The sequence below is a fragment of the Bacillus sp. FSL K6-2944 genome, assembly GCF_038005385.1.
GTDB classification, from domain to species: domain Bacteria; phylum Bacillota; class Bacilli; order Bacillales; family Bacillaceae_G; genus Bacillus_A; species Bacillus_A cereus.
In genome coordinates this window covers 185107-206698 of sequence record NZ_JBBOTE010000001.1, presented here as the reverse complement: position 1 = coordinate 206698, position 21592 = coordinate 185107, and the positions used below count along the sequence as shown (strand labels likewise).

The following is a 21592-nucleotide window of genomic DNA, read 5'->3' as shown; positions in this document are numbered from 1 at the left end:
TTAATCATTCTCCTTTTCGATAGTATCCAAGCGTTTATGCGCTTGTTTGGTGCTTTCCTCCACCCTCGTGACTCGTTCTCCTAGTGCGACCATTTGCCTTTCACTTGCTTTCAAGTCAATGCGAATGTCATCCACTCCTTTCCGGATATATCCCAGTTCTGCTTTTACTTCTGCACTCTGTTGTCCATCTGATTTAATCGATTTTGATTTATTCAGTGCATAGCCAAAATAACTGATGGCGAGTGACAAGACGGCAATCAGTGCACCAATTTCCATGCTCATATGTTTCAACTCCTTTCCAAAAAAAAGAGGGACTTTTGTCCCCCCTTGCATACATACAATTATCTTAAAATCCGCCTTTTAGCACCAATCCTAAAACTGCCATGATTACAGAACTAATAACAATTCGTAAAATCCATGTGGTATTCATGCTAATTTTTTCTAATTGCTTATTGATTGTGGAAATATCCTTTTCGTTTATCGTTGTACGAGTTTCTAAATTACGAATATCTCGCATGATTTCTTTTTGCTCTGCTTTTAGGCTGTCGATTTTTACATATACGTCTTCCATGCATTCACATCCCTTTTGAAATCTTAATAAAACAATCTCTATATACTATGAGACAACCCTTTTCTGAGTGAATACATAGGTTTACTTTTATACAAAATCCCTATTTTGTCAAAAAAGTGATTCTCGGCTCCTTCTTTACACTAAATAGTTAATTGAAAAATGAATAATTTTATCAGTAGTGATGTTGTATATTCTTACATTCCCGCCAGTTTCTATGTTGAATTCACAGATAGAATACGGTGGGCCGGCGATAATCACAACATCTGTTATTTGTTGGGCTGGTCGCATTGCAACTGGAACATTGAATACAACTTGTCCTTCTTTTACATTCTTTAAAGAGCCTATAACAGAAACTTGGTCACCATTTCGTTTTGCTCTAGTAACTTGTCTTCCTTCAACATTGGACGCATTTACTGTGTTGATTGATATCTGAATCCAATCTGTATCAGTTGCTTGTTTAATTGTTCCATCTGTCCGAAATTCTACTCGTTTGGACCAATCCCAAGTATCCCCCTGTTCCTTTGTAGAAGGAGCAAAAATCAGCTCTCCCTGCGCCCCTTTGTGAATGACTGTCTTATAAGAACGACTACCTAATACAATTGCGTTATCGCTCTTAAATTCAAGTAATCCATTTATGATGTCGCCAGCTTTTTTTAGAAGATTATCAGCAAAAACATTGAATACTCCAGTAGGTGATTTATCAAGCAACACTTTATTGTTTTTCCAGTCTTTTAAATAGAATTGACCATCCGAGGCTCCTACAAGACCGATATCTAATACCTTATCCTCACTATTGAATCCAACTCCGATATTGGAACCGGACGTTGGTCTCATTGTTAGATAACCTGTCATTATCCCACCTGATCGCTTTACAACATCTATTTTATCAACCGCTTGTTGCAAAGCATCTATCTGTTTCTTGAGCTTATCAAACTCAGAAATATAGTTTTCTATTTTGATATTTCCTTCTTTTACATCTCTTCGCAATTGGATCCGAATGTCTGGTGTGCTCATCCGCTCTGTGCCTTTTTCCATCACAAAATAAGCCGTCCAATCATTCGATGTAGAAACAGCTTGAATAGATAGTGTATAGGCGAATACGCCATTCTTCGCATCCACGATTTGCGCATCCTCACGAATGAATAGTCCTATATGATTGGTCGCTTCATATTTCACCGCATAACCCGTTAAATCAATCGGTTGTCCCTTTTCTCTTACATACACCGTCATCTTCAACCCATTTTTATCATTTTGTCTGGAACGAATGGTTTTGGTACAAACAGGATCTGCTACATCTATCATCATTTCCTCATTTCGCATGACTACACCTCTCTCTCTCTAACTATTCCTTTTCACGCGTCTAGGCGGTCTTCTTTGGCGCTTTACTTTGTTCCTGTGTTTTATATTCCCTTTAGGCTTTATCGGTTCTCCTTCTTCGAATTTAGCCGTAGTTTTAGTTACATGCTCTTGAAATGCACTTGTTAATTGTGAAAGCATTCCGTATAAGCCTACACCATTTTCCTCTGATTCTTTTGGAATAACTAAACCATAATGTGTAGGAATGGCCTCTGTCGTAATTGTCGGTTCTCCTTCTTTGCGATGCATACGCATTTCATAGAGTTTTGGAATGTCCGTTTTCAGATTATATTGTTTAATATCCCAAGCCATTACAGTTTCCAATACACTACGTGTAATGGGTCTAATATTGGTTTTATAGGTTTCTTTTGAAGAAACTTTGAAGTCCGAAGCAATTACTCCTTGATAATAGGATCCAAGAGCGGTTTTCACTTGGATATACCCATTGTCCCAACTCGAATTTCGTATGATCGCATTTGGGAGCATAATATCCGTATCCCCTCCAGATGCAACTCCGATACTCGCAATCCAATTGTCATTCCGATAAAATCGGAACTGATCTTTGACTTTAAACCTCATTTCACTTTGAGCATCTAAGACAATCATTTTATCAGCGTCAAGCATTGCATTCCCTGTTTGCGAAAAGTATAAAGAAGCTGCATTCAAGTATCCATTGCCATCGAGCCCCTTTGTCATTCCAATTCCACCCGACTTAACGCTCGTATCTGAGAATTGGTACATCATAATAGCCCCATTTGCCCCTGTGGAATCTGAATCTCCACCTAAAATAAGAGTAGGTTGTATTTCATTTCTACTATTTTTGTAATACCCTACAAACACCCTTGTTCTAGATGACTCATACAAGCGTATGAATTGCTTTGAAATATTTACATAGTTCACACTATCTGAAGTTCGTAATGTTGCACCTGTGATTTCTCCACCTTGCACAAGATTTCCATTCAACGTACCCGCTGTAATAAAATCAGCAACAATTCTGCCGTCACTTGTAATAGCGGTTCCATACGGTCCATTCACTCCTGTAGAAGAATACCCGAGCCCATTCAAGTTCCATTGCCAAACCTTTTTAGCAGTCTTTTCATCCTTCGTATCCATAATGAAAATACGATCTGGATAAATGCGAACATGTCCTCCGAACCCTGAATGAATAAGGCTTGTTGCATTCGCTTTTGCTGCATCTAAAATAGAACTTGGCATATTTGACAATTCTTCTTGTACCAGGTCAACCCTACCGGAAACGTCTGTAAACGATTCTTTGAAGTTACCAATGGTTATATCCAGATACTCTTTTTTTATTGGATCATATTTATAAGCAATTACCTTCGCCTTTATATCAATCCCATCTTCTTGATGCTCAACCGTAACCGTATCTGCCATATAAACACTCTGTAAATGCTTATAATCCTTATACTCTTCCATTTGTGATAACTCCTGAAACGTAACGGTATAAGTTGCTTTAGGCTGATCAACCTTTTGAATAGCAAACATATCCTTCGCTGCCTGGCGTAATAACCGATATGCTTCTTCTAACGGAACTGCATCTTCATCGTCAGCATTTTCACCAATAGCTGCTTTAATATGTTTACATTCAACCACTTTAATTTTAGGATGAGGATACTTATTTATAAGTGGGCTATCCACGTACTTTTCAGGAAGAAATAACCCATCAAAACCTTGTGGCATGATTCTAGTTATGGGACTTTTCCAATCCATATTACCCTCATACCCTAACAAATCTTTTTTATGACGAATCACTACCCCACGATCCATACCACGATTTTGTAGCATCTTCACGTCAAAATTATCGCGTTTTAATTCACCGCCCCAACGATTCACAAATGAATTGTCTTGACTAGAATCCAATAATGCTTCTACAGGATTTTTACGGACAATACGTGCACTTGCAATCGTAGGGACATCAGAATAAAAAGTAAAAGGATGCTTGTATTGGCATCCTGCTGACATACGATTCATAGCTCCATTGCCATTTGTTGTTTCAGCAAAAATATCTTCAATAAGATTTTCCGTTAAATCATAAAAGATGTGATAACATTGCGCTGTAATCTCACCCATACTGACCTTAGGTGCTGCCACTCGAAACAGTTGTTCACCATCAGGAGTTGGAACTTTAATGATGCTCATTCCCTCTATTTCCAGACCATGTGGTGCAAACAATGGATAACGAAATGAAAATAAAAATAAACCATTGAGTTCTTCCTCAACAGTTGCGTTATACATATTTTTATCTAAAGCCCCTATACCATTGTGTGTAAAATCAGTCTCATTTGGTTTATATAACGTAATCATTTATATCTCCACCTTGGCCTGATTTCCATAAATTGAATGGCTCCTGACCACTCTATTGTATTTTCTCCCACGCCCAATATAGGGAACTGCCCAACCATTTTATGATTCATTGATATGGTATCGGTATATGCTTCCAGTACTTCTGAGTCTATGACAACAGAACCTTTCACATCTTTTATTTGAAAAGAGACGTCATTGATTGTTATACGGAAAGTACCGTTTCCCACAATCCAAAACTTAGGATCAGATTCCATTGTACCTGGATTATAAATGACACCAGGTTGGGTGAGCTTTAGATTTACATCCTCTGTATATTCAAAAGGATCTAAAGTGAAATCTACTTCAAATTCACCATGTTCCTCAATCTCAGTTATGATGTCTCCCATTTCAACATGCTTAATCTTCCGATACACATCGTCATCTGTGAAAAAGAGTGTTTTCCCTTGTAATAACCAAGGTTTTGCACGTCTTATGAAAGGTTTAATATTTTCCCTTTCCAACATATTAAATTTCACCTTAAAAGAGACATTTTCATATGCCCCTTTCTTTGTAAGTGAACCATGTCGTCCTGGTACTTCTATATGTTCTACCTTTTGTTTTGCGGTTGGAATCACTGGACGACCTACTAAACCTAATCCGTAACTACTTGCCAATTCATTATCGATTCCTATATCCAACAATTAAGTCGTCCTCCCTACTCCCATTTTGGCCATACGTTCCCGTTCAGCAAGTGCACCGTCCACTTTTTCTACGATGCGATCAATATCACGATCTTCTCTTACGGAAGGATTATAAATATTGACGATAGTTGGTTCCGTAGACATCGTTGCTGCAATCCCTTCCCCAATCGCACCTAATGTTTTTTTGTTCAACGGTAATACGCCCTCTGGTCCTGCTTCACCTGCTCCTTGGAAACGTCCACCGTTCATTCCGAAAATTGTCGGTCTAGTAAAGATACCACCTTTCGCACGCCAATCTATATGAAGACCTGACGGGAAAGTGATGTCTTTTCCTAAAATATTTTTCGTACTAGTCTGCAGACTAAAGTGTGGCATTTTAGGCATTTCCGGTTTCGGAATCTTTAATTTCAAATCACTGAAAAACCCTTTGATTTTATCAATGAACCCCTTTACTTTTTCTACCGCATCTTTTATCGGATCAACGATAAATCTCTTTGCTGCATCAAACTTTTCTTGTGCGGCATTCTTCACAGAATCAAACTTTTCTCTCGCACTATGATATAAATCACTAAACTTTTGCTTCGCTGCATGATAAGCTTCCGTTACTGGGTCAATTACATATTTCTTCACTACATTCCAAGCCGTAAGCGTATAGGATTTTATCGTTTCCCAGTTTGATAATATCCAGTTAGCTAAATCCCCCAGTTTTTGCTTTGTCCCATTCCACAATTCTTGAACCGGTTGCATCACATACTGTTTTACCAAATTCCATGCTGCAAGTGTATAAGATTTGGCTGTTTCCCACTGTTGACCTAACCAAGAAACCAGCTCACCAAGTTGTTCTTTACACCAGTTATAGGCTTTAGTTATTGGATCAATGATATATTGACTTATTGCAGCCCAGGCAATTTGTGTGCCTGCCTGTATTAATAACCAACCTGCTTCTAAAACGACAGATATCGCCGAAATAATCGGATCTAAGACGGTAAGTATCGTATTCCACGTATCCTGCCAAGCTTGTACCAATGTTCCCCACAATTCAGATGCTGTTTCGACAAGTGACGACCACCAAGAAGACGCTGTTTCGACAATTCCAGTCCATAAATCACTAAAAAACTGACCGATTGGGTCAAAAAAGCTATGCATCATTTCAACAAAGGAAGACCAAGCTTCTGAAAAATACGTAACGGTAGAAGACCATCCATCACTACATACCTGAACGAAACCAGACCACAATTCACCAAACCAATCTTTAAATTGGGACCATTTTTCGGAGAGCCAATCGGTTATCTGTCCCCAATTCTGTATAGCCCAAATAACACCTGCTATTACCGCTGCAAGACCAGCAATAACTGCAATAACAACCCCTATTGTTGTACCTAATACCCCAACTGATACCACAACCGCAGCAATGATGGGTGCCAAAACACCTACTATAGCTATCAATCCAGCAAAAACATAAACAAAATTTTGAACTGGTCCCGGTAATTTAGTGAACCAATCAACTACAGATTTAATTCCATTGACCAATGGTGGTAAGACAGCTTTAGTTAACTCAGCTAGTTTCTTTCCAAGTGGCTCTAACGCCGCTTGTGTTTCTCTTAATGCTTTTTGAAATTGCTGTCCCAAAGATTCTTCTTGCAGTTTCTTCATTTCATCCATACGTCCAGTTACATCACCAAGACCACCATGTACATCAGTAAGCCCTAATACAGCTGCAGCGCCCATATCTTCCCAACGGGTGGCAAACAAACCAACTCCAATTTGGTTCTGTTTTACCTTGTCATCCATGTTTCCCAAATCACCTATTACTGCTTTAAACACATCGGCGGCTGTTGCTTTCCCACCGTTAAATGCTTTCCAAACGCCTTGTGTCTCTTTTGAGAGACCGGCAAACGCATCTGCCGTACCTTTTGATCCATCTTGTACTTTCTTTCCAAATTCGGCAACTGTGTCATTGATATAATCAAGGTTATAAGCGCCATCCTTAGTCCCATTCGCAAGAATGGTAAACATTTCATTCGCACTAAAACCACCTTGTTTGAATAACGGCGCGTATTCAGAGAGGTTATCAAATAACTCGTCTGAATAATTAAGACCTTCTTGAGCACCGGCAGCCAGTAAGTCAAAGGTTTCCTGTGTCGATAAACCAAACTGACTCATTAACTGCCCTGCACCTCGAGTCGCTTCATTTAAATCTACATCATAAACTTTAGCTAATGTTAATACATTTTCTGATGCCCCTTGCAATTCCTCATGTGGAACGTCACGCATATTTTGATAGACTTTTATAAGCGCATTGTCTACCTCTTCCAGATTTGCACCAAAACCTTTTTTCCAAGTATCAACCGCAATCTTTTGGAGGTTTTCAGCACCTTTCCCAGTTAATCCTAATGAAGCTTGTATTTTCCTCTGTGATCCATCAAACTCTATTGCTGTATTTACAATCGACTTTCCCATTTCCATTAACTGTTCAGATATTCCTTGTAGAACTTCAGCGGCTTCCATCAAATTGTTCATATCTAATTTTTTATTGATCTCTGCCATACCATCCGCTGCTTGAGAGCCACTTCTTCCTACACTCTGTAAGGAGTTTTCAAATTGCTTCATTGTGGTTTTCGCTTGATTTAATTTCGTTTCAAGTTGCTGCACTTCGGTAGAATTCTCACCATACACACGCTTTGCTGCACTTAATTGTTGTTCTAAATTGTGGACGACCCTATCCGTCATTTCCATTTGCTGGCGTAGTTGTTTCTGTGCTAATTCCAACTTATCCGCTTCACTAGCGTTTGCTCCTAGTTCAGCATTTTGAAGTTTGAAAGAGCTTGTTAATTTCTTTTGTTCTGCTTCAAGCTTCTTAGAATTCTCTTGCAAATCAAGTAAAGTCCCACGTGCTTCCCTAGCTTCAATTGCTTGCTCAGAAAGGCCTTCATTCACTCTTTTCATGGCGTTATCAAGAGAAGTTTCAGCACGTTCTGCGTCTAGCAATTTACCGTACATTTTATTGAGCTGTTCAGCGGTTGTACTTGTGTCCTTGGACATCGCTTGATATTCGGAACGCAACATAGCTGTACGTTTCTTGGCTGCTTCCATTTGAATTTCAAGCTTCTTCTTTCCAGCAAGAAGTTTATCGGTCATCGTCGCATCTTGGCCCATTGCTGCAATATGATTTTTATATTCTTTCGCTGCATTATTCATAACCATATTGATTTGTTTCAATGTATTGGCATACTGAACCTGGCCATCCATTTTAAAATGAAGGACGACGTTTCTTTCTTTACTATTCCCAGGCACTTTCTCATCTCATTTCTTATAGGAATGGTGTTTGATCTAGCGTGTAGATTTGTTTTGGTTTCTGCTCATGTAATGCATCCGGATTGTTGTATCTGAGATGCATAATGAATTGCTTTAAAAAATGTGCCGGTGTGATTTTCCAGAAGTCATCCATACTTAAACCAAGCAATGTATTACCGACATAAAAATAAAAATCCCAGTCGAGTTCCGACTGAGATTCCTCGTTTTTAGTCAGTATGTTTTTTACTTTTTTTCTTGCTTCAGCTTCTCCATATCAGAATTCTGGAAAGTTTGGCCACTGAAAATTTCGTATACAACGATGAAAATATCAGGTAATTCATTCATAGGAATAGCACCTTTTAATTCATCTACTGTACATTCCGTACCACCACTACGTACCATCGCATAAATTAATGCACGCATCAATTTCGCTTCATTTTCTCCTAGGCTAAATTGTCCTTTTCTTAACATATCATTCATTTCTTTTTCAAATTCATGATAAGGTGTTCCAAATGCTTCTTCCACATAAGGAAAAGATTCAAAAGTAAAAATAACAGGGATTGAGACACCCTGTATCTTAATGCTATTTCTAGTTATATTTACATTTACTAAATCACTTAATCGTACCATTTTCTCACATCCTGTTCTTACGTTGTTTTTGGTCCAAGTGTTGCAAGTTGCGATTCATCACAAATCACTTGTTTCAAGAAATCCTCCACTTTGATTCCTTTTGCATCCACATGACCCGTATCTAGTTCCGCCTGCGTAACATCATTGTACAATAGCGGGTCAGCTGTAATCGTATAGGCAATATCATCCACTGTCATTTCTTCATTTTGTGTTTTCCAAGATTCTTCTACTGGTGCGACTGTACATTTTGGATACCACCGAACAAGCTTGGTTCCATCATTCAGAGGAAATACAACACCTACTGCAAATTTCGGATATGCTTTCGGCTTTGCGGTTTCAAAAGAGACACCTTTTTTACGCACTTTAGCGAAGAGTTTATCCTTTACTTCACGGTTTAAACCAGCAAGATTAAACGCGAGTCCAAAGGCAGTATTTTTGACAATGTTAATAATTTTTTTGTTAGATGCCCACTTTGTAAAATTAGTAGATGTCGTCGAAATTGTTAAATCTGTAATGTTGGTTTGCTGATAAATGGTATCCTCGTACGTTGGCATCGTCTGAGACGTTTCCGTCCCTTTCATCATACATAGATATAAATCTTCGATTCCTACTGTATATTGAATCTCTTTATTTTCAATTGGCATGTCCATCACCCTCACATTCTATCAATTATTTTTTGTGCCATCATATCAGCAATTTTGTCACCTTCTGCATCAAAGGTATTCTGAACAAAGTGTTTTCCTTTCACACGTCCCCTACCATTTGCTTTTTTATGGCCATGTTCAACTAAGTACCAATACCAAGCCTCCTCTTTAAACTCCACAGATACACGATCATCTTTCACAACAACCTTTAAACTATCTCTTAAATGTGTCCGCTTGTTTTTACTGGATGCTTTAATTTTTGGTTTTAATTTACTCGCAAAATACTTCGCTGCTTCGTCTAATACATCTAGTTCGACCTTTTTATTCACACGTAATAGCGTATGGATATCTTCTAAAGCTTCAGCAAAACCATTGTTATTGGAAGCCATTACTGGATACACCTCACATACGTGATAAACTGCGTGATAGTGTCGTCGTTCTCGCCATAACCCATTCCATCAAATTGAGAATAAGACACGCCTGCTTCGTTAAAAACAGCCTTTAACGGAGCGTAATCTTTTTCAGTTCCATTTGTAATAACTGCAATTTGATAAAGTGGCATATCCTTTATCACCTGTTATGAAGTGACCTTTGTCAATAGTTTTTCACCCATAATATTTTTCTTGATGGCATACAAAAGCTTCAGAAATAAGATCTATCGACAGTTAACCACTCTGTTATTCGTGGATTGGTTACCTCAGGTTAATGGTTCGTCGTTAGGCTCTTATAATCTCACTGCGTGGATCACACCTTTTCAAATTCTAATAAATAGCTTGTTTATCAGAATTTCAGCCATGCCAGAAGAGGTGAGTCATAGATAGCCAGACCTGTAATTCACTATCTCTGAAGCTCATCTATGCCATCAATTGATACCTTTGGTTTCTAACTATGAATGAATCAATCAACTTCATATCCTTCCCTCTTTATTTTCGGTGAATTTTACCTGTTTCTAATCCCCATATAAAACACCCCAGTTCTCTTGCGATAGCTGTAACGGCAACATTTCTAGGTTTCCCTTGATATATCATGCGATAATATTTTCTTTGTAACCTTTCTACAGCCTGATCCGCATAAGCAATCACTTCGCTTCGTTGCCCTTTTTGTCTTGCTTTCACTCGCTTCGATTTTAATCCGATTGTTCCTTTTACCAACGCATTTGCACATTCTACAAGAGTAGACCTAACGGTCGAATTTCCTTGTTTTGTAATCGAACGTCGACTGATTTTTTCTCCACTTGAGCTTTCGCTTGGTGTCAATCCTACATAAGCCATAAATGCTTTAGCCGTGGGAAAACGAGTGAAGTCTGCAATTTCCACATGAACAGTCATTGCCGATGTTGTATCTATACCTTTTAAGCATCTTAAATTTGCGATTGGTTCTTCGTACCTTTCACGATGAGATAATTCTTCTAATCTCAGACTGAACCGCTCAATTTTATCGACTAGAACATCATACTGTAATAGGTATTCGCCTAACGTTTCTTTGAATAATCCTTGTAGATCAAGATTCTTTAACCATTTCATATAAGCGATTGTCCAGCTTGATTTCCCTTCATACACATAGCCATGCCTTAAAAGGAATGCTTTTATCTGTTGTTTTATTTTTTTCAAAGATGTTTTAAAATCACCTAACATGCGGATATACTCTTTCACGGCAACATCCTCTTCTTCTGGAACATATACTTCTTTATAGGTGCCATTTGCTAAATTAAGAGCAATCATTTTGGCATCGAATTTATCATTTTTAACCATTTTATTTTTTGATGAACTGTACATTGTTGTGGGAGCTAAAATATCACAATCAATTCCATTTTGTTCAAGAAGATTATGAAGTGAATACCCTAAACAACCAGCCTCATATCCAGCTTTAATTTTTATATCTTCACCATATTTTGTTTTCAGTTTCTCAACGAATTTTTTTACGAGAGATACATTTGAAGCACATCGTGCTTCTCTTACAATTTCCCCAGTTGTTCCGTGTAGTGCACATAAGCTAAAACTTTCCTTGTGGACATCCATCCCAATATAGATTATATTTTCCATAGTGGCCTCCTATTATCATAGGGTATAACCCCATTCATAATGTTTTCATTCATTATTATGGGTTAAAATCCCTGACTTGATAATCTAGGAGGTCGCTTCATATTATCTTATTAGAAGCTCTTTTCTGTTGCTCATTCACAAATTCATACACAATGTACGGATAGTTTGCTGTTGTAGGAGCTTCATCACGGTACACTGGCATGCCTGATTCTTTCATGATGCCTCGTAACTGTTCAAAACTAATTTGCATGGGACAATGACACCTCCATCATTCGGTCTTCTTCCCGTACATAAATACGTTCAATATCATAGATACGGCCACCAACTTTTACACGATAGTCCTTTTGGTTATTTTCAATGTCACGATCCATACGGACTTCAATTTTCTTTACAATTTCATTCGTATCTTTTGTTGTGAATTTATCAGTGGCCGTAACTCCAATGTTGTTATATCGAATTTTCCGTTCGAATGGATATCCCATCACAACACGGTCTGTTTCTGAATCAATGGTTTCTCCTAATTTCAGTAGCTCACCCATCCATTTAAGCTTATTCGTCTTCCTCTTCGGCATCATACACCTCCTGGACAAAGAATGGTGTCAGCGCATCCAGTGCTTGTTCTAATTCTTTTTCGGCAACGCGATATTCATAAAAAATACCGGCGACCATAATAACTAGATATTCAGTCTGTTTTCCTGTCGCATGTTTCACATACGTCTGTGCTTGATTGATATAAAAAGAGAGCAAAGAATCATCTATGCCCTCTTCCCAGTGCATATGTGCTTTTAATTTATCAATTAGATCATTCATATGAAATACCCATATTAACTATTTATCGTAATGGGATTTGATTTATCATCTGTTCCAATCCATGTTCCACCTGTAATTTTCCCAGCAGTATCAACCGTTACAGAAATAGATTTCACACCCACACCATTGGTACCGTTTGTTCCATTTTTCCCATCAGCGCCTTTCACACCAACTTCACCTTTGGCTCCTGTGTCACCTTTTACACCAGCATCTCCTTTCAGACCTTGGCTTCCCGTTTCACCTTTATCTCCTTTAGGCCCTTGGACTCCTGCTACCTCAATTAAATCTGTAAAATCTTGTTGCGTCGGCTTATACCCCGTCACAAATAACATTTTTAATTCTTCTTTTGTTTTTCCCACCTTGTCATCCCCCTATGAAAGTATCAAACTCTTCCCAATCACCGCTTCTCCAATTGGAAGCGGTTTATCAGGGTTTCGTCGGCGTCCCATCCTGCAAAATATATTTATAAACTGGCACTTCAAATGGAGAATGAATTAATTGAGCATCTAGTAAGTTCCAGATACGGAAGCCTACACGGTTTGTACGTGAGAATAACTCAACTAACTTTTGTACTTCTAGTGATCCAATAACATCTTGAATATAGAACTTAGAGAAATCACCGAAATAGAATACTGGTGTATCTGGTGAATCAGGGATATCAATTGCATCTTCTTCCTCCACAGGGAAGCCTAATAATGTATAACCAATGCCGCCCTCTGCTTGATTAAATGGACGAAGTAATGGGAAACCATCATCCGTTTTCATTGTTTCAATTTTTGTTAGTGCCGCTGTATTTAATACCCATCGTGCTTTTTTACGAATTTCTTTAACCGGTGTATTTTTCATTTTTACTAATGCATCATAGAGATTTTTTTCATCCGTTTTAAATGCAACGGCTTTCTTTGCCAATGCACCATCATTTATATTATTAGCTTCATCGCCATTCACCATATATTGCGTTTCTTTACGAACATAAGCTTTTTTCAGCTCATCCATAACAATTTGTTCAATCGGTAAACCTGTACGTGCTAATAATTTTTTCGTCACTGTAGCCAGTGCATCAAATTCCCTTGGTGATAATTCGATTTCATCGAACTCGATATCCGTTTCTGGCATTTCATTATTACTTCGCTCATTTTTATGACCTTGTGCTTCTGCCTTTTTCACTAAAACAGGATACTTAATATTTTCTTTTGTTTTTACTCCTGTTCCTAATCGACGTAAGAAGTTTTCTTCTTGAGCATACGTGATAATTTCTTTACTCAAGAAATCTGGAATCGTAACAGAACCATTCCCCATGACTAAACCTAACGCACGAGCTTCCGTTTCATCAATGTTACCGACGATATAGTTTGCAAAGGCAGAACGAGTTTCCATTTCTTTGTTTTGAGTAGATGTATGACCTTTTGTAGAAAGAGCTGCGGCGATAGATACTGAAATAGCAGAACGTTGCTCTTCTGACAGTTCCGTTTTTTCATTCGGATTTTCTTTTGCTGCTGGATCTTCTTTTTTATCTGGATTGTCATCTTTCTTTTTGTCAGGATCTTCTTCTTTTTCGTCTGCTTCTAATTTCGCTAATTCATCAGCAAGAGTTTTCGCTTCTTCTGTTAATGCTTCTACTTCAGCCTTAACTGCTGCTAGTTCTTCTGAACGAACTTCATTTTTTTCTACTTTACCTTGTAATTCTGCTAATCGAGCTTTATTTCGTGCTTGAGATGCATTTAAGATTTCTTTTAAGTTCATGTTACTTTTCCTCCAGGACTTTTTTTATTTGTTTAATAATGTTGTTTCTTTCTTCTGGATCTTCTTCCACAACTGTTTTTACAGCTGCTTCTTCCCTTCTCATTTCAATCATGGCTGTATTTTCACCCCTGGTTTCAATGGAAGTCGCAACATAGGCAGGTGTCATATCTAAGATAGATACTTCTAAAAGCTCTAGTTCTTCAATAGATCGTTTTTGAACACCAGATTCGCCTTCTTCCCATGAATCTTTTTCAGAAACAAAACCAAATGACCAACCACGCAATTCTTTATTCCTTGCCTTTTCAATCACTTGCTCATCCGTAACCGTAGCAATCGCTCTTAAACCAATATTGTCTTCATACAATTCCAGATTTCCGTTTTCAATAGAACCAAGCTTTCTATTTTTGTTGTGATTAAAAAGCAAGTCCACATTCTTTGCTTTACTCAATGCTTTCTCAAATGCTTTTGGAACAATTCTTTCTTTGAAATATCCCCTGGGCGAAGGCAACATTCGACTTTCTCTATCTACAACATTCACATAACCATCAAGTATGACTTGATTCCCTCGGACCTCAATTTTCATTCTCTTCACCTCCCAATGAACCATCCGCTGCTTCTTTCTTGCCGATTTCAGTTACATCATTTGAAATATAAATAGCTTGTGATTCTTTTGTATTTTGTTTAGGAAATCCAAGCATATCAGCGACATTATCAGGTGAGGTAATAGCGGTACGCACCAGGTTATAACCGATATTTGTCTTGTTGCTATACGTAACAAAATCAAGGATATTCATCTTAAATTTGATACGTTTCCCTGAATTTTGGCCATAAAAAAGAAGACTCAAATGGTCTTCGAAATTTTTCATGATGGGTCTAACTGCTTTATTGTGGATATACATCATTGCTTTCTCAATATCTTCTTTGATTAGCTCTGTATAGGTATCCACATTTATGCCTAAAAACTTGCCCAAATCCTTTTTGTATACATTTAGATATGCCAAGGTCTTTTCGTCGTCTAGCGGGCTTTTCAGCGTGTCTATCGAGTACCCTTTTCCAAGAGGAATCATTTTTACAGACCGTGATTCGTCAATAGACTCTAATTGATCTAAAATGGCCTTGATTAACTTGGACTGCGCGCCATTTTGCGGATTAATATGGGCTTCCAGATTTAATAAGAATGCTAATAGTCCACCCTTTTTATATTTGTCCGTTAACGTTTTCTCAGCTGACATAACACCCTCAAGTGTATCTCTTCCTAAATCAAGAATCCCTTTCCCTCTTAGATGATCTGCACCAATATTTTTCACATGCCGAATCATAAACGGAGGGATTTCTTCCCCACCGATGTTGAAATGTTCTACTAAATGATCATCTAACTCTGTAAAAACATGGGAAGCTAAATGGATTTGAGCACCATTTAATATCGGGAAGCATTCCCCCTCGAGCAAATAGGTATTTGTCATTAATTTAATGAATTCCGATTGTGTAAGATAGTTGTTCGGATTCCTTAAGATTTGAAGTGCCATGTCATCTTTAATTTCATTTCCAAATTCATCTTCCACAACAATATCAGCCAATACCATTTGATTACTGATGTCTTGTAGTAATTCGTATACATCACTAGACTGTAAGATGTTTGAATCTGTAACATATACACCGCCGTAACGAATGCTTTTACCTAAAACGTCATCCAGATAACCACGCTTTTCAGCTTTTTTAAATAAATAATTTGAAAACCTATCCCTTAAACCCAATTTTTCACCGCCTCTCTATCTATAAATCTCATCAATCAATGCATCCATTCCCTCTTCACTCACATCATCCATTACCATCATAGTTTCTTTATGAGCGACTAAAAAGGCAACAAATCCATCAATCTTCTTTTTAGATTGCCTTTTACTTGGTGCTTTCATTCCGTTAATGTTTGTCACAACAACCACATTCAGAGCACAATACACAAATAAAGGATTGTCTGTAAAGACACGTTTTTCATACATGAGTCTTTCTGCATCATCCAGCATTGCATTCATCACGTTTGGATACTGATTGACTGCAATACACTCTAAACCGAGATTTTCAAGCTTTTCTATTAACTTTTGGGACATCGCGGGATCATAATTAATTTGTTGTATATCGTACAACTCCATACATGTAAGGATATATTCCATCACTTGATCCTGGTCAATCATCTTTCCGTCACAAAATGTTGCAAAACCACGTTCCACCATACTTGTATAAGGAACATTGTCTTCCTTTTCCCTAAAATCAAGGTTTTCATTCGGCAGAAAATACATCTGCTTGACTTTCAAAATGGATGTTCCTTCCTCATCATGAGTGGGAAAATTTAAACTCACGCACGTTAAATCTGTTGTTTTAGATAAGTCTAACCCGATAAAACAAGTCTCGCCTGTAAGGTCTCCCAAGTCCTCTACTAATATATGTTCCACCTGATCTTGTTCAAAATAATTATCTGCACCGTTCACGAACACATTTAAATGTTTGGAAAGGAACTCAGCTTTCGAATGGGCGGATTGTTGCGCTTTCTTATACTCATTCTCAAGTTGTTCCATCGTCACAGAAACACCAATATTCGGATTCACCATCTCCCACACTGTTCTATCTGTCCAGTCATACCCTTTGTTCGGCTCCCAAATTGCAACAAATAAAGGATCGTCATTATCTTTTTCCAACGCTTCTTTTGCAAGTTTATATACACGCATTCCGACGCTCGATGAGCCTTTACCTGCCGTTGAAATATTCAGCATCATGGGCTGTTCACGAGATACCTGGGCAGATTTTAAATTATCGTACATGTCCATGTTTTCTTGTGCATGTAATTCATCGTTCAATACAAAATAAGGGTTCTTTCCCTCAAGACCCTTCGTGTTTTTCGTTAATACCTTAAATTTATTCTGATAAGCAATACCATTTTTATGATATCGGTACATGGCACCACTCACTGTACCATTGATTCCTTTATACACCTGTGTATGTCGTGCCAACGGTTCCGAGTTTTCTATTGCTTGCGCAATAGGTTCCGCTGCATTTTGTGCTTGTTCATAATCAGATGCTGCACAATAACAATCCGCTCCCAGTTCCAGTTCTCCATACATCGCATAGAGCAGTGCACCTGCGGCAATAATTGTTTTCCCATTCTTTTTTGGCACTTGCACATAGGCCTCTCGAACAACACGGACATCTTTCCCTTTTTCATTTTTACGATACCAACCATACATATTAGCAAAGACAAACATTTCCCACAATTCTAATTCCATCAATTGACCGGCCAGTGGTCCTTTCACATGGCGGATGAAAGATTGAACGAAATCTAACATTTCATTTGCTCGATCTACTTCAAACCAAATATCTTTTCTTTTTTTCCACTTCTTATATCGCTCTACCGCAAGAATGATCGATTTCGGGTATTTCTTTTTATGCTCCATGACGTGACTTGCATACTGATCCGCATAGTTCACGCCTAGTTTAATCATCATGTAGATTTCCGCCATTTGGCTCGATGAACTGCTAATTCATCTTTTGGTTCATTAGATTGCATATTTTCATTGTTTTTTTGTGTTTTTTGTACACTTTTTCCCTTATTCGTCATTCCTAGAGCTTCTAACATTTTATTCTTCTTATCATTCCAAGTTTCAACTTGTTGAGCGAGCGGATGTTTCATTTCATTTACTGCACCAGCCTTGTTTTTATGCGTTTTTGTAGGAGCAAAACCATCGGCTTTCCATTCTTCAAACATCGTTTTATAAATGATAAAAGCATCTAAATAATTATCAATTAATGGTTCTAAGGAAGGTGTGAAATTGTCATCTTCAGTCAATAATTTTATGATTCTATTTCGTTCTTCATCCCTTGCAACATCTAGCATTTCCAACTTTTTCTTCTTTGACATTCGAGCCATTTTCACACCCCCCTTCATTTTTAAAAAATGGCGCAACTATTGATATGCCCCCTACGCTACCTATCCTCCCCAGAGGACAAATTTTAATTTTTGATAGGGGGGGTACCAAAATAACTTGGAAAAACTTTTTTCGGTTTATCTTCATTTTCTTCGATTGTATGACAAACTGGACAAAGTAATCTGAGGTTATTCTCTTCTAATTTAAGAGTTTGATCTTCTTTGATTGGTATTACGTGGTGAACATGAGCACTTCGACCAAAGACGAACCTTCCACATCGCTGACAGCATCCATTGTCTCTTTCGTATACCTTTGACCTGACATACTTCCATGCATCAGTACGATAGAATGGTTTGTTCTCATGGTGATAGATATTCTTCTTATCTTTCTTCTTCCTTGGTTTGTTACGCTTATGTTCTTCACAGTAACGTCCTTTGCTTATCTTGTAATGACAGCCATTGAAGTCGCAGTACTTCATGATAGTAATTCAATGATGTCTTCTTTCTTTTTCATATCAGAAGGAATCTCAATGCCTAGCTCATCAGCATACTCACGTAATTCTTTTACTGTCTTGTTACTTAAGATAAACTCGGTTCCTGATTCACCAATTACTAACTTATCTTTAGTCAAATACCCTCCTGTTGCAAATCCTTTATCTGCAATCATGCTCTCAGGATTAACCGTTACTTCAAATCCTGGTTCTTCACCAGTTGACACAAATAGACTCTTCTTCTTTTCATTATCCCAATACTCTGTACCTGATATTGTTTTTCTAATTTCAGTAATCATTTTGTTTCACTCTCCTTATAATTATTTATTGATAGCCATTAGCACTATAGAAACAAATAAAAATACTACAGACATTATTAACACAATATCACCAATAACATCTTCCATTTTGTATCTACACCACCTACATAATTTTTGCATAATAAAAAAGCAACCGTGCACTTCACACCAGTTGCCCTTTCGTCAAATTTTATGATTATAAATAGGGTAAATAAAATTTCATTCTTCTTCCAACTACCTAATGTTATCTACATTTATTTGCTTCAATAATATTAAGTAACTGGAAGAAGAGCAAAAGCTCTCCCTAATAACGTTGTCATTCAATCGTTACCATCTGCTGGTTTCGGATTTTATGTGCCGCTATTATGAAACCGTTTAAACAACATATATTATAAAGAAATTTTATGAGTTGTGTTTTCCGCCACTTCTCACCATACAAATATAACACGTTTCTTCCAAAACAACCGACAATTTTCCTGCCAAAAAACGGTCACGACTCTGCCACATCTGCATATACATTTTCAATTCATAGATTTTATATTCTGAATTCTCGTTTTCATAGTTGGATGTGTAGAGAATATACCTAACATACGATTCACAGTTTGTTTTTTCGATAAAGCCCCCATTAAACTAATACCTATATCTTTTCCAATTTCTTTGGCAGCAAATATATCTGCCCTTAATTCTCTTTGTCTGGAAAAATAAAAATGTATAAGTAATCCACTAATATAGATCCAAAAAATCAAAAATAAGGTACCAATAATTGATACTTTTAATAAATAGGGAGAAACAATTAAAATAACTATAGGAATAATCACTACACAAGTTATAAATGACAGATAATTGATTACAACATGCTTTTGTTTAATATGATAATATTCATGATATAGTAAAAACATTATTTCTTGATCTGTACAAGCTTTATATATATCCTGTCCAATTAAAATTATTGGATTATTCCAGCCATAAAACGTAGCTGCATTTTTCGAAAAAAAAGATTGTGCTAAATATACTTCAATACTTTTAGGAATATCTGTTTTACTTAACAAAACTGTAAATTCATCTTGATATTCACCTTTATAAGCTCTTACTTGTAATAATGAGATAAATGGGGTAACATTCAAGACTACAAAAAGTAAAATAAACCCATTAAACAAATAATGTATAATACTTTCATTGATATCACTCTGAATAACCCCTAATTTCACAAGAAAAATTAATCCTACTAGTAAGGTAGAAACCATTCTTAACATCAACAAGTTATCAACCCCTGTATATTAAAATAATAAAATACTGATAAAAGTTTCAATATATGCCGCTGCAACTAGTAAAACCACACTAAATAACAGTAACAATGCAGTTACTCTTTTATGATTCTTAATAAATTCACAGCCCCCAAATGCTATAGAGGCGCCAAAAAGAAATGCTGTTATTTCTAAAACTCCATGCGCTAGAATCGGTGCTAAACTCAAATATAGTAATCCATCCCTATATAATCCATAAAATACCAACCCTAAAATACCACCATTATATACCAAATTTAAAACCGATGGAATTTTCCAAATGAATGTACCTAACAAAATGATAAAAAATACTTTTAAGTTATTAAACAAGATATCATAAAATCCATCTATCGTATTAAGACTACTATTTTGTTTAGAATATTCCATTTGAAAATCGATATAATAACCAAATATTAAACCTATTAACATCGCAATCCAAAACATGATAAATGATACCAGAAAAAAAAACCAAAATCCTCTATTCACAACTCTCATAGTATTAAAACACTTGTCATAGATAAAAGTAGCCACGTTGAAAAAATAATTACCATATTGATTTTTCCTTTATTGTAATAATTTATATACAAGTATGACATGAATAATACACTTAATATTTGGAATGGTGCTAATTGTTTCATCATATCTTGCAGAATACCCGAAGGAAAGAATTGATACACAGATATATATCCTTCCGAATAATATCCAAATATTAAACTGAGAATTAAATTGATTAGCGAACCTATTAAGATTGGTATGTATGCTACTATACACATACTGAAAATTTCGAACTTATATGTCTTTGATTGTATAATTTGAAACATAGCAACAATAATAAAAAAAAGAAAATAACCAAAAATCATAATGCAAGGTGTAAGACATCCAACTACAAATGATAACATTTTCAAAACCTTTAAATTTAAGTTTGGAATGTGATTCCCTTGAGGCAGTACATAACACTGCATTAATACCGAAATTAATCCACTGAGTATACAAATCCCTAATAAAACTAGGAAAGTATACCTTTTTTTATTCTCCTCATATATATACATATCACATGTACCCTTTCTAATAAAAAAGGACTAATGAATTAGTCCTTTTCCTGTTTCTTATAGTCCTGAAGCACCTAAACCTGCAATTGCTAAAGCCAACCATGGTGCAATTGCTACCCCTAAAGCCGAAAGAATTGCTGATTGCACACCATAAACACTTCCAACTGTAGTTAATGATTGCGCTAACCATTTTGGACAGCTTATACCATTTTCCTCTAATACCATGATAATATTTGCTTGTCCCAAAATAGAAAAGAAATACCCTATAAGTACAATCCCTAAAATAGCAAATACTAACTTTCTCATATCCTGCTTCATTACATACGTCATGTATCATCCCTCCTTATTATGTACGACGTAATATAAAATACCATATATTCATAAATTTTATAAATATAAAAATTGTCCTTTGTATACTGCATCTTTACAAATTGACAAATCCCCATAAATATTTTATTTGTA

24 protein-coding genes and 1 pseudogene are annotated in these 21592 nt (G+C 36.7%); all 25 read right to left on the bottom strand.

Going from position 1 to position 21592, the window contains the following annotated elements; all coding sequences use genetic code 11:
• On the bottom strand, positions 1 to 282 hold the full coding sequence (locus tag MHH55_RS01125) for a hypothetical protein (protein ID WP_078186299.1): 282 nt from the start codon (positions 280 to 282) through the stop codon (positions 1 to 3).
• Between the two features lie 64 nt (positions 283 to 346).
• Positions 347 to 571, bottom strand: coding sequence for a hemolysin XhlA family protein (locus MHH55_RS01120; protein ID WP_078186291.1), 225 nt, complete (start codon positions 569 to 571; stop codon positions 347 to 349).
• Positions 572 to 706: 135 nt separating this feature from the next.
• Positions 707 to 1891, bottom strand: a complete 1185-nt coding sequence (locus MHH55_RS01115; protein ID WP_078186292.1) for a BppU family phage baseplate upper protein — start codon at positions 1889 to 1891, stop codon at positions 707 to 709.
• 18 nt (positions 1892 to 1909) lie between these two features.
• The gene (locus MHH55_RS01110) at positions 1910 to 4252 is read right to left on the bottom strand and encodes a phage tail spike protein (RefSeq protein ID WP_139362409.1); all 2343 of its coding nucleotides are present in this window, start codon (positions 4250 to 4252) and stop codon (positions 1910 to 1912) included.
• Positions 4249 to 4932 (bottom strand): phage tail domain-containing protein, encoded by a 684-nt coding sequence (locus MHH55_RS01105; protein ID WP_078186293.1) that lies wholly within the window; start codon positions 4930 to 4932, stop codon positions 4249 to 4251. The genes MHH55_RS01110 and MHH55_RS01105 overlap by 4 nt, the downstream gene beginning before the upstream one ends.
• Complete coding sequence (locus MHH55_RS01100; RefSeq protein WP_078186294.1) at positions 4933 to 8226, bottom strand: phage tail tape measure protein; 3294 nt, start codon at positions 8224 to 8226, stop codon at positions 4933 to 4935.
• A gap of 243 nt (positions 8227 to 8469) precedes the next feature.
• Positions 8470 to 8856, bottom strand: coding sequence for a hypothetical protein (locus MHH55_RS01095; RefSeq protein ID WP_078186295.1), 387 nt, complete (start codon positions 8854 to 8856; stop codon positions 8470 to 8472).
• Positions 8857 to 8873: 17 nt separating this feature from the next.
• Entirely contained in the window at positions 8874 to 9500 is a 627-nt protein-coding gene (locus MHH55_RS01090; protein WP_078186296.1) for a phage tail protein, read from the bottom strand.
• Positions 9501 to 9511: 11 nt separating this feature from the next.
• Positions 9512 to 9889 carry an HK97-gp10 family putative phage morphogenesis protein gene (locus MHH55_RS01085; RefSeq protein ID WP_078186297.1) on the bottom strand — a complete coding sequence of 126 codons (378 nt, stop codon included), beginning with the start codon at positions 9887 to 9889 and terminating at the stop codon, positions 9512 to 9514.
• Positions 9889 to 10077, bottom strand: a pseudogene (locus tag MHH55_RS01080) (hypothetical protein); the annotation flags it as partial. The pseudogene MHH55_RS01080 and the gene MHH55_RS01085, both read right to left, overlap by 1 nt.
• Before the next feature lie 346 nt (positions 10078 to 10423).
• Complete coding sequence (locus MHH55_RS01075) at positions 10424 to 11542, bottom strand: IS110 family transposase (RefSeq protein ID WP_340880263.1); 1119 nt, start codon at positions 11540 to 11542, stop codon at positions 10424 to 10426.
• 97 nt (positions 11543 to 11639) lie between these two features.
• Positions 11640 to 11792, bottom strand: coding sequence for a hypothetical protein (locus tag MHH55_RS01070; protein ID WP_176116701.1), 153 nt, complete (start codon positions 11790 to 11792; stop codon positions 11640 to 11642).
• A complete protein-coding gene (locus MHH55_RS01065; protein WP_139362554.1) occupies positions 11782 to 12114 on the bottom strand; it encodes a phage head completion protein in 333 nt (110 codons plus the stop codon). Before MHH55_RS01065 ends, MHH55_RS01070 begins: the two co-directional genes overlap by 11 nt.
• Complete coding sequence (locus MHH55_RS01060) at positions 12092 to 12352, bottom strand: head-tail connector protein (protein WP_078187988.1); 261 nt, start codon at positions 12350 to 12352, stop codon at positions 12092 to 12094. Before MHH55_RS01060 ends, MHH55_RS01065 begins: the two co-directional genes overlap by 23 nt.
• 14 nt (positions 12353 to 12366) lie before the next feature.
• Complete coding sequence (locus MHH55_RS01055; protein WP_078187989.1) at positions 12367 to 12711, bottom strand: collagen-like protein; 345 nt, start codon at positions 12709 to 12711, stop codon at positions 12367 to 12369.
• 67 nt (positions 12712 to 12778) lie between these two features.
• A complete protein-coding gene (locus tag MHH55_RS01050) occupies positions 12779 to 14095 on the bottom strand; it encodes a phage major capsid protein (protein WP_078187990.1) in 1317 nt (438 codons plus the stop codon).
• A 1-nt stretch (position 14096) separates the two neighbouring features.
• On the bottom strand, positions 14097 to 14678 hold the full coding sequence (locus MHH55_RS01045) for an HK97 family phage prohead protease (RefSeq protein WP_139362555.1): 582 nt from the start codon (positions 14676 to 14678) through the stop codon (positions 14097 to 14099).
• On the bottom strand, positions 14668 to 15849 hold the full coding sequence (locus tag MHH55_RS01040; protein ID WP_078187992.1) for a phage portal protein: 1182 nt from the start codon (positions 15847 to 15849) through the stop codon (positions 14668 to 14670). Before MHH55_RS01040 ends, MHH55_RS01045 begins: the two co-directional genes overlap by 11 nt.
• A 15-nt stretch (positions 15850 to 15864) precedes the next feature.
• Positions 15865 to 17589 carry a terminase large subunit gene (locus MHH55_RS01035; protein ID WP_340827867.1) on the bottom strand — a complete coding sequence of 575 codons (1725 nt, stop codon included), beginning with the start codon at positions 17587 to 17589 and terminating at the stop codon, positions 15865 to 15867.
• On the bottom strand, positions 17586 to 18011 hold the full coding sequence (locus MHH55_RS01030) for a P27 family phage terminase small subunit (protein ID WP_197235773.1): 426 nt from the start codon (positions 18009 to 18011) through the stop codon (positions 17586 to 17588). Before MHH55_RS01030 ends, MHH55_RS01035 begins: the two co-directional genes overlap by 4 nt.
• Before the next feature lie 83 nt (positions 18012 to 18094).
• Positions 18095 to 18487: an HNH endonuclease gene (locus MHH55_RS01025; RefSeq protein WP_078188174.1), complete on the bottom strand. Its 393-nt coding sequence runs from the start codon at positions 18485 to 18487 to the stop codon at positions 18095 to 18097.
• Entirely contained in the window at positions 18484 to 18798 is a 315-nt protein-coding gene (locus MHH55_RS01020; RefSeq protein WP_078188173.1) for a Rho termination factor N-terminal domain-containing protein, read from the bottom strand. The genes MHH55_RS01025 and MHH55_RS01020 overlap by 4 nt, the downstream gene beginning before the upstream one ends.
• Before the next feature lie 521 nt (positions 18799 to 19319).
• Positions 19320 to 20051 carry a M48 family metallopeptidase gene (locus MHH55_RS01015; RefSeq protein ID WP_340881174.1) on the bottom strand — a complete coding sequence of 244 codons (732 nt, stop codon included), beginning with the start codon at positions 20049 to 20051 and terminating at the stop codon, positions 19320 to 19322.
• Positions 20052 to 20075: 24 nt separating this feature from the next.
• Positions 20076 to 20576, bottom strand: a complete 501-nt coding sequence (locus MHH55_RS01010) for a stage II sporulation protein M (protein ID WP_078188105.1) — start codon at positions 20574 to 20576, stop codon at positions 20076 to 20078.
• Positions 20577 to 21187: 611 nt separating this feature from the next.
• Positions 21188 to 21460 (bottom strand): hypothetical protein, encoded by a 273-nt coding sequence (locus MHH55_RS01005; protein WP_072193174.1) that lies wholly within the window; start codon positions 21458 to 21460, stop codon positions 21188 to 21190.
• Positions 21461 to 21592 lie beyond the last annotated feature (132 nt).

Bases quoted from the DNA above. Each gene is read 5' to 3' on its own strand.
- MHH55_RS01125 (WP_078186299.1), bottom strand. From the start codon at position 282: ATGAGCATGGAAATTGGTGCACTGATTGCCGTCTTGTCACTCGCCATC.
- MHH55_RS01010 (WP_078188105.1), bottom strand. From the start codon at position 20,576: ATGAGAGTTGTGAATAGAGGATTTTGGTTTTTTTTTCTGGTATCATTT.
- MHH55_RS01110 (WP_139362409.1), bottom strand. From the start codon at position 4,252: ATGATTACGTTATATAAACCAAATGAGACTGATTTTACACACAATGGT.
- MHH55_RS01120 (WP_078186291.1), bottom strand. From the start codon at position 571: ATGGAAGACGTATATGTAAAAATCGACAGCCTAAAAGCAGAGCAAAAA.
- MHH55_RS01060 (WP_078187988.1), bottom strand. From the start codon at position 12,352: ATGAATGATCTAATTGATAAATTAAAAGCACATATGCACTGGGAAGAG.
- MHH55_RS01075 (WP_340880263.1), bottom strand. From the start codon at position 11,542: ATGGAAAATATAATCTATATTGGGATGGATGTCCACAAGGAAAGTTTT.
- MHH55_RS01015 (WP_340881174.1), bottom strand. From the start codon at position 20,051: ATGTTAAGAATGGTTTCTACCTTACTAGTAGGATTAATTTTTCTTGTG.
- MHH55_RS01035 (WP_340827867.1), bottom strand. From the start codon at position 17,589: ATGATGATTAAACTAGGCGTGAACTATGCGGATCAGTATGCAAGTCAC.
- MHH55_RS01065 (WP_139362554.1), bottom strand. From the start codon at position 12,114: ATGCCGAAGAGGAAGACGAATAAGCTTAAATGGATGGGTGAGCTACTG.
- MHH55_RS01005 (WP_072193174.1), bottom strand. From the start codon at position 21,460: ATGACGTATGTAATGAAGCAGGATATGAGAAAGTTAGTATTTGCTATT.
- MHH55_RS01115 (WP_078186292.1), bottom strand. From the start codon at position 1,891: ATGCGAAATGAGGAAATGATGATAGATGTAGCAGATCCTGTTTGTACC.
- MHH55_RS01090 (WP_078186296.1), bottom strand. From the start codon at position 9,500: ATGCCAATTGAAAATAAAGAGATTCAATATACAGTAGGAATCGAAGAT.
- MHH55_RS01070 (WP_176116701.1), bottom strand. From the start codon at position 11,792: ATGCAAATTAGTTTTGAACAGTTACGAGGCATCATGAAAGAATCAGGC.
- MHH55_RS01050 (WP_078187990.1), bottom strand. From the start codon at position 14,095: ATGAACTTAAAAGAAATCTTAAATGCATCTCAAGCACGAAATAAAGCT.
- MHH55_RS01025 (WP_078188174.1), bottom strand. From the start codon at position 18,487: ATGAAGTACTGCGACTTCAATGGCTGTCATTACAAGATAAGCAAAGGA.
- MHH55_RS01085 (WP_078186297.1), bottom strand. From the start codon at position 9,889: ATGGCTTCCAATAACAATGGTTTTGCTGAAGCTTTAGAAGATATCCAT.
- MHH55_RS01095 (WP_078186295.1), bottom strand. From the start codon at position 8,856: ATGGTACGATTAAGTGATTTAGTAAATGTAAATATAACTAGAAATAGC.
- MHH55_RS01045 (WP_139362555.1), bottom strand. From the start codon at position 14,678: ATGAAAATTGAGGTCCGAGGGAATCAAGTCATACTTGATGGTTATGTG.
- MHH55_RS01030 (WP_197235773.1), bottom strand. From the start codon at position 18,011: ATGGCTCGAATGTCAAAGAAGAAAAAGTTGGAAATGCTAGATGTTGCA.
- MHH55_RS01020 (WP_078188173.1), bottom strand. From the start codon at position 18,798: ATGATTACTGAAATTAGAAAAACAATATCAGGTACAGAGTATTGGGAT.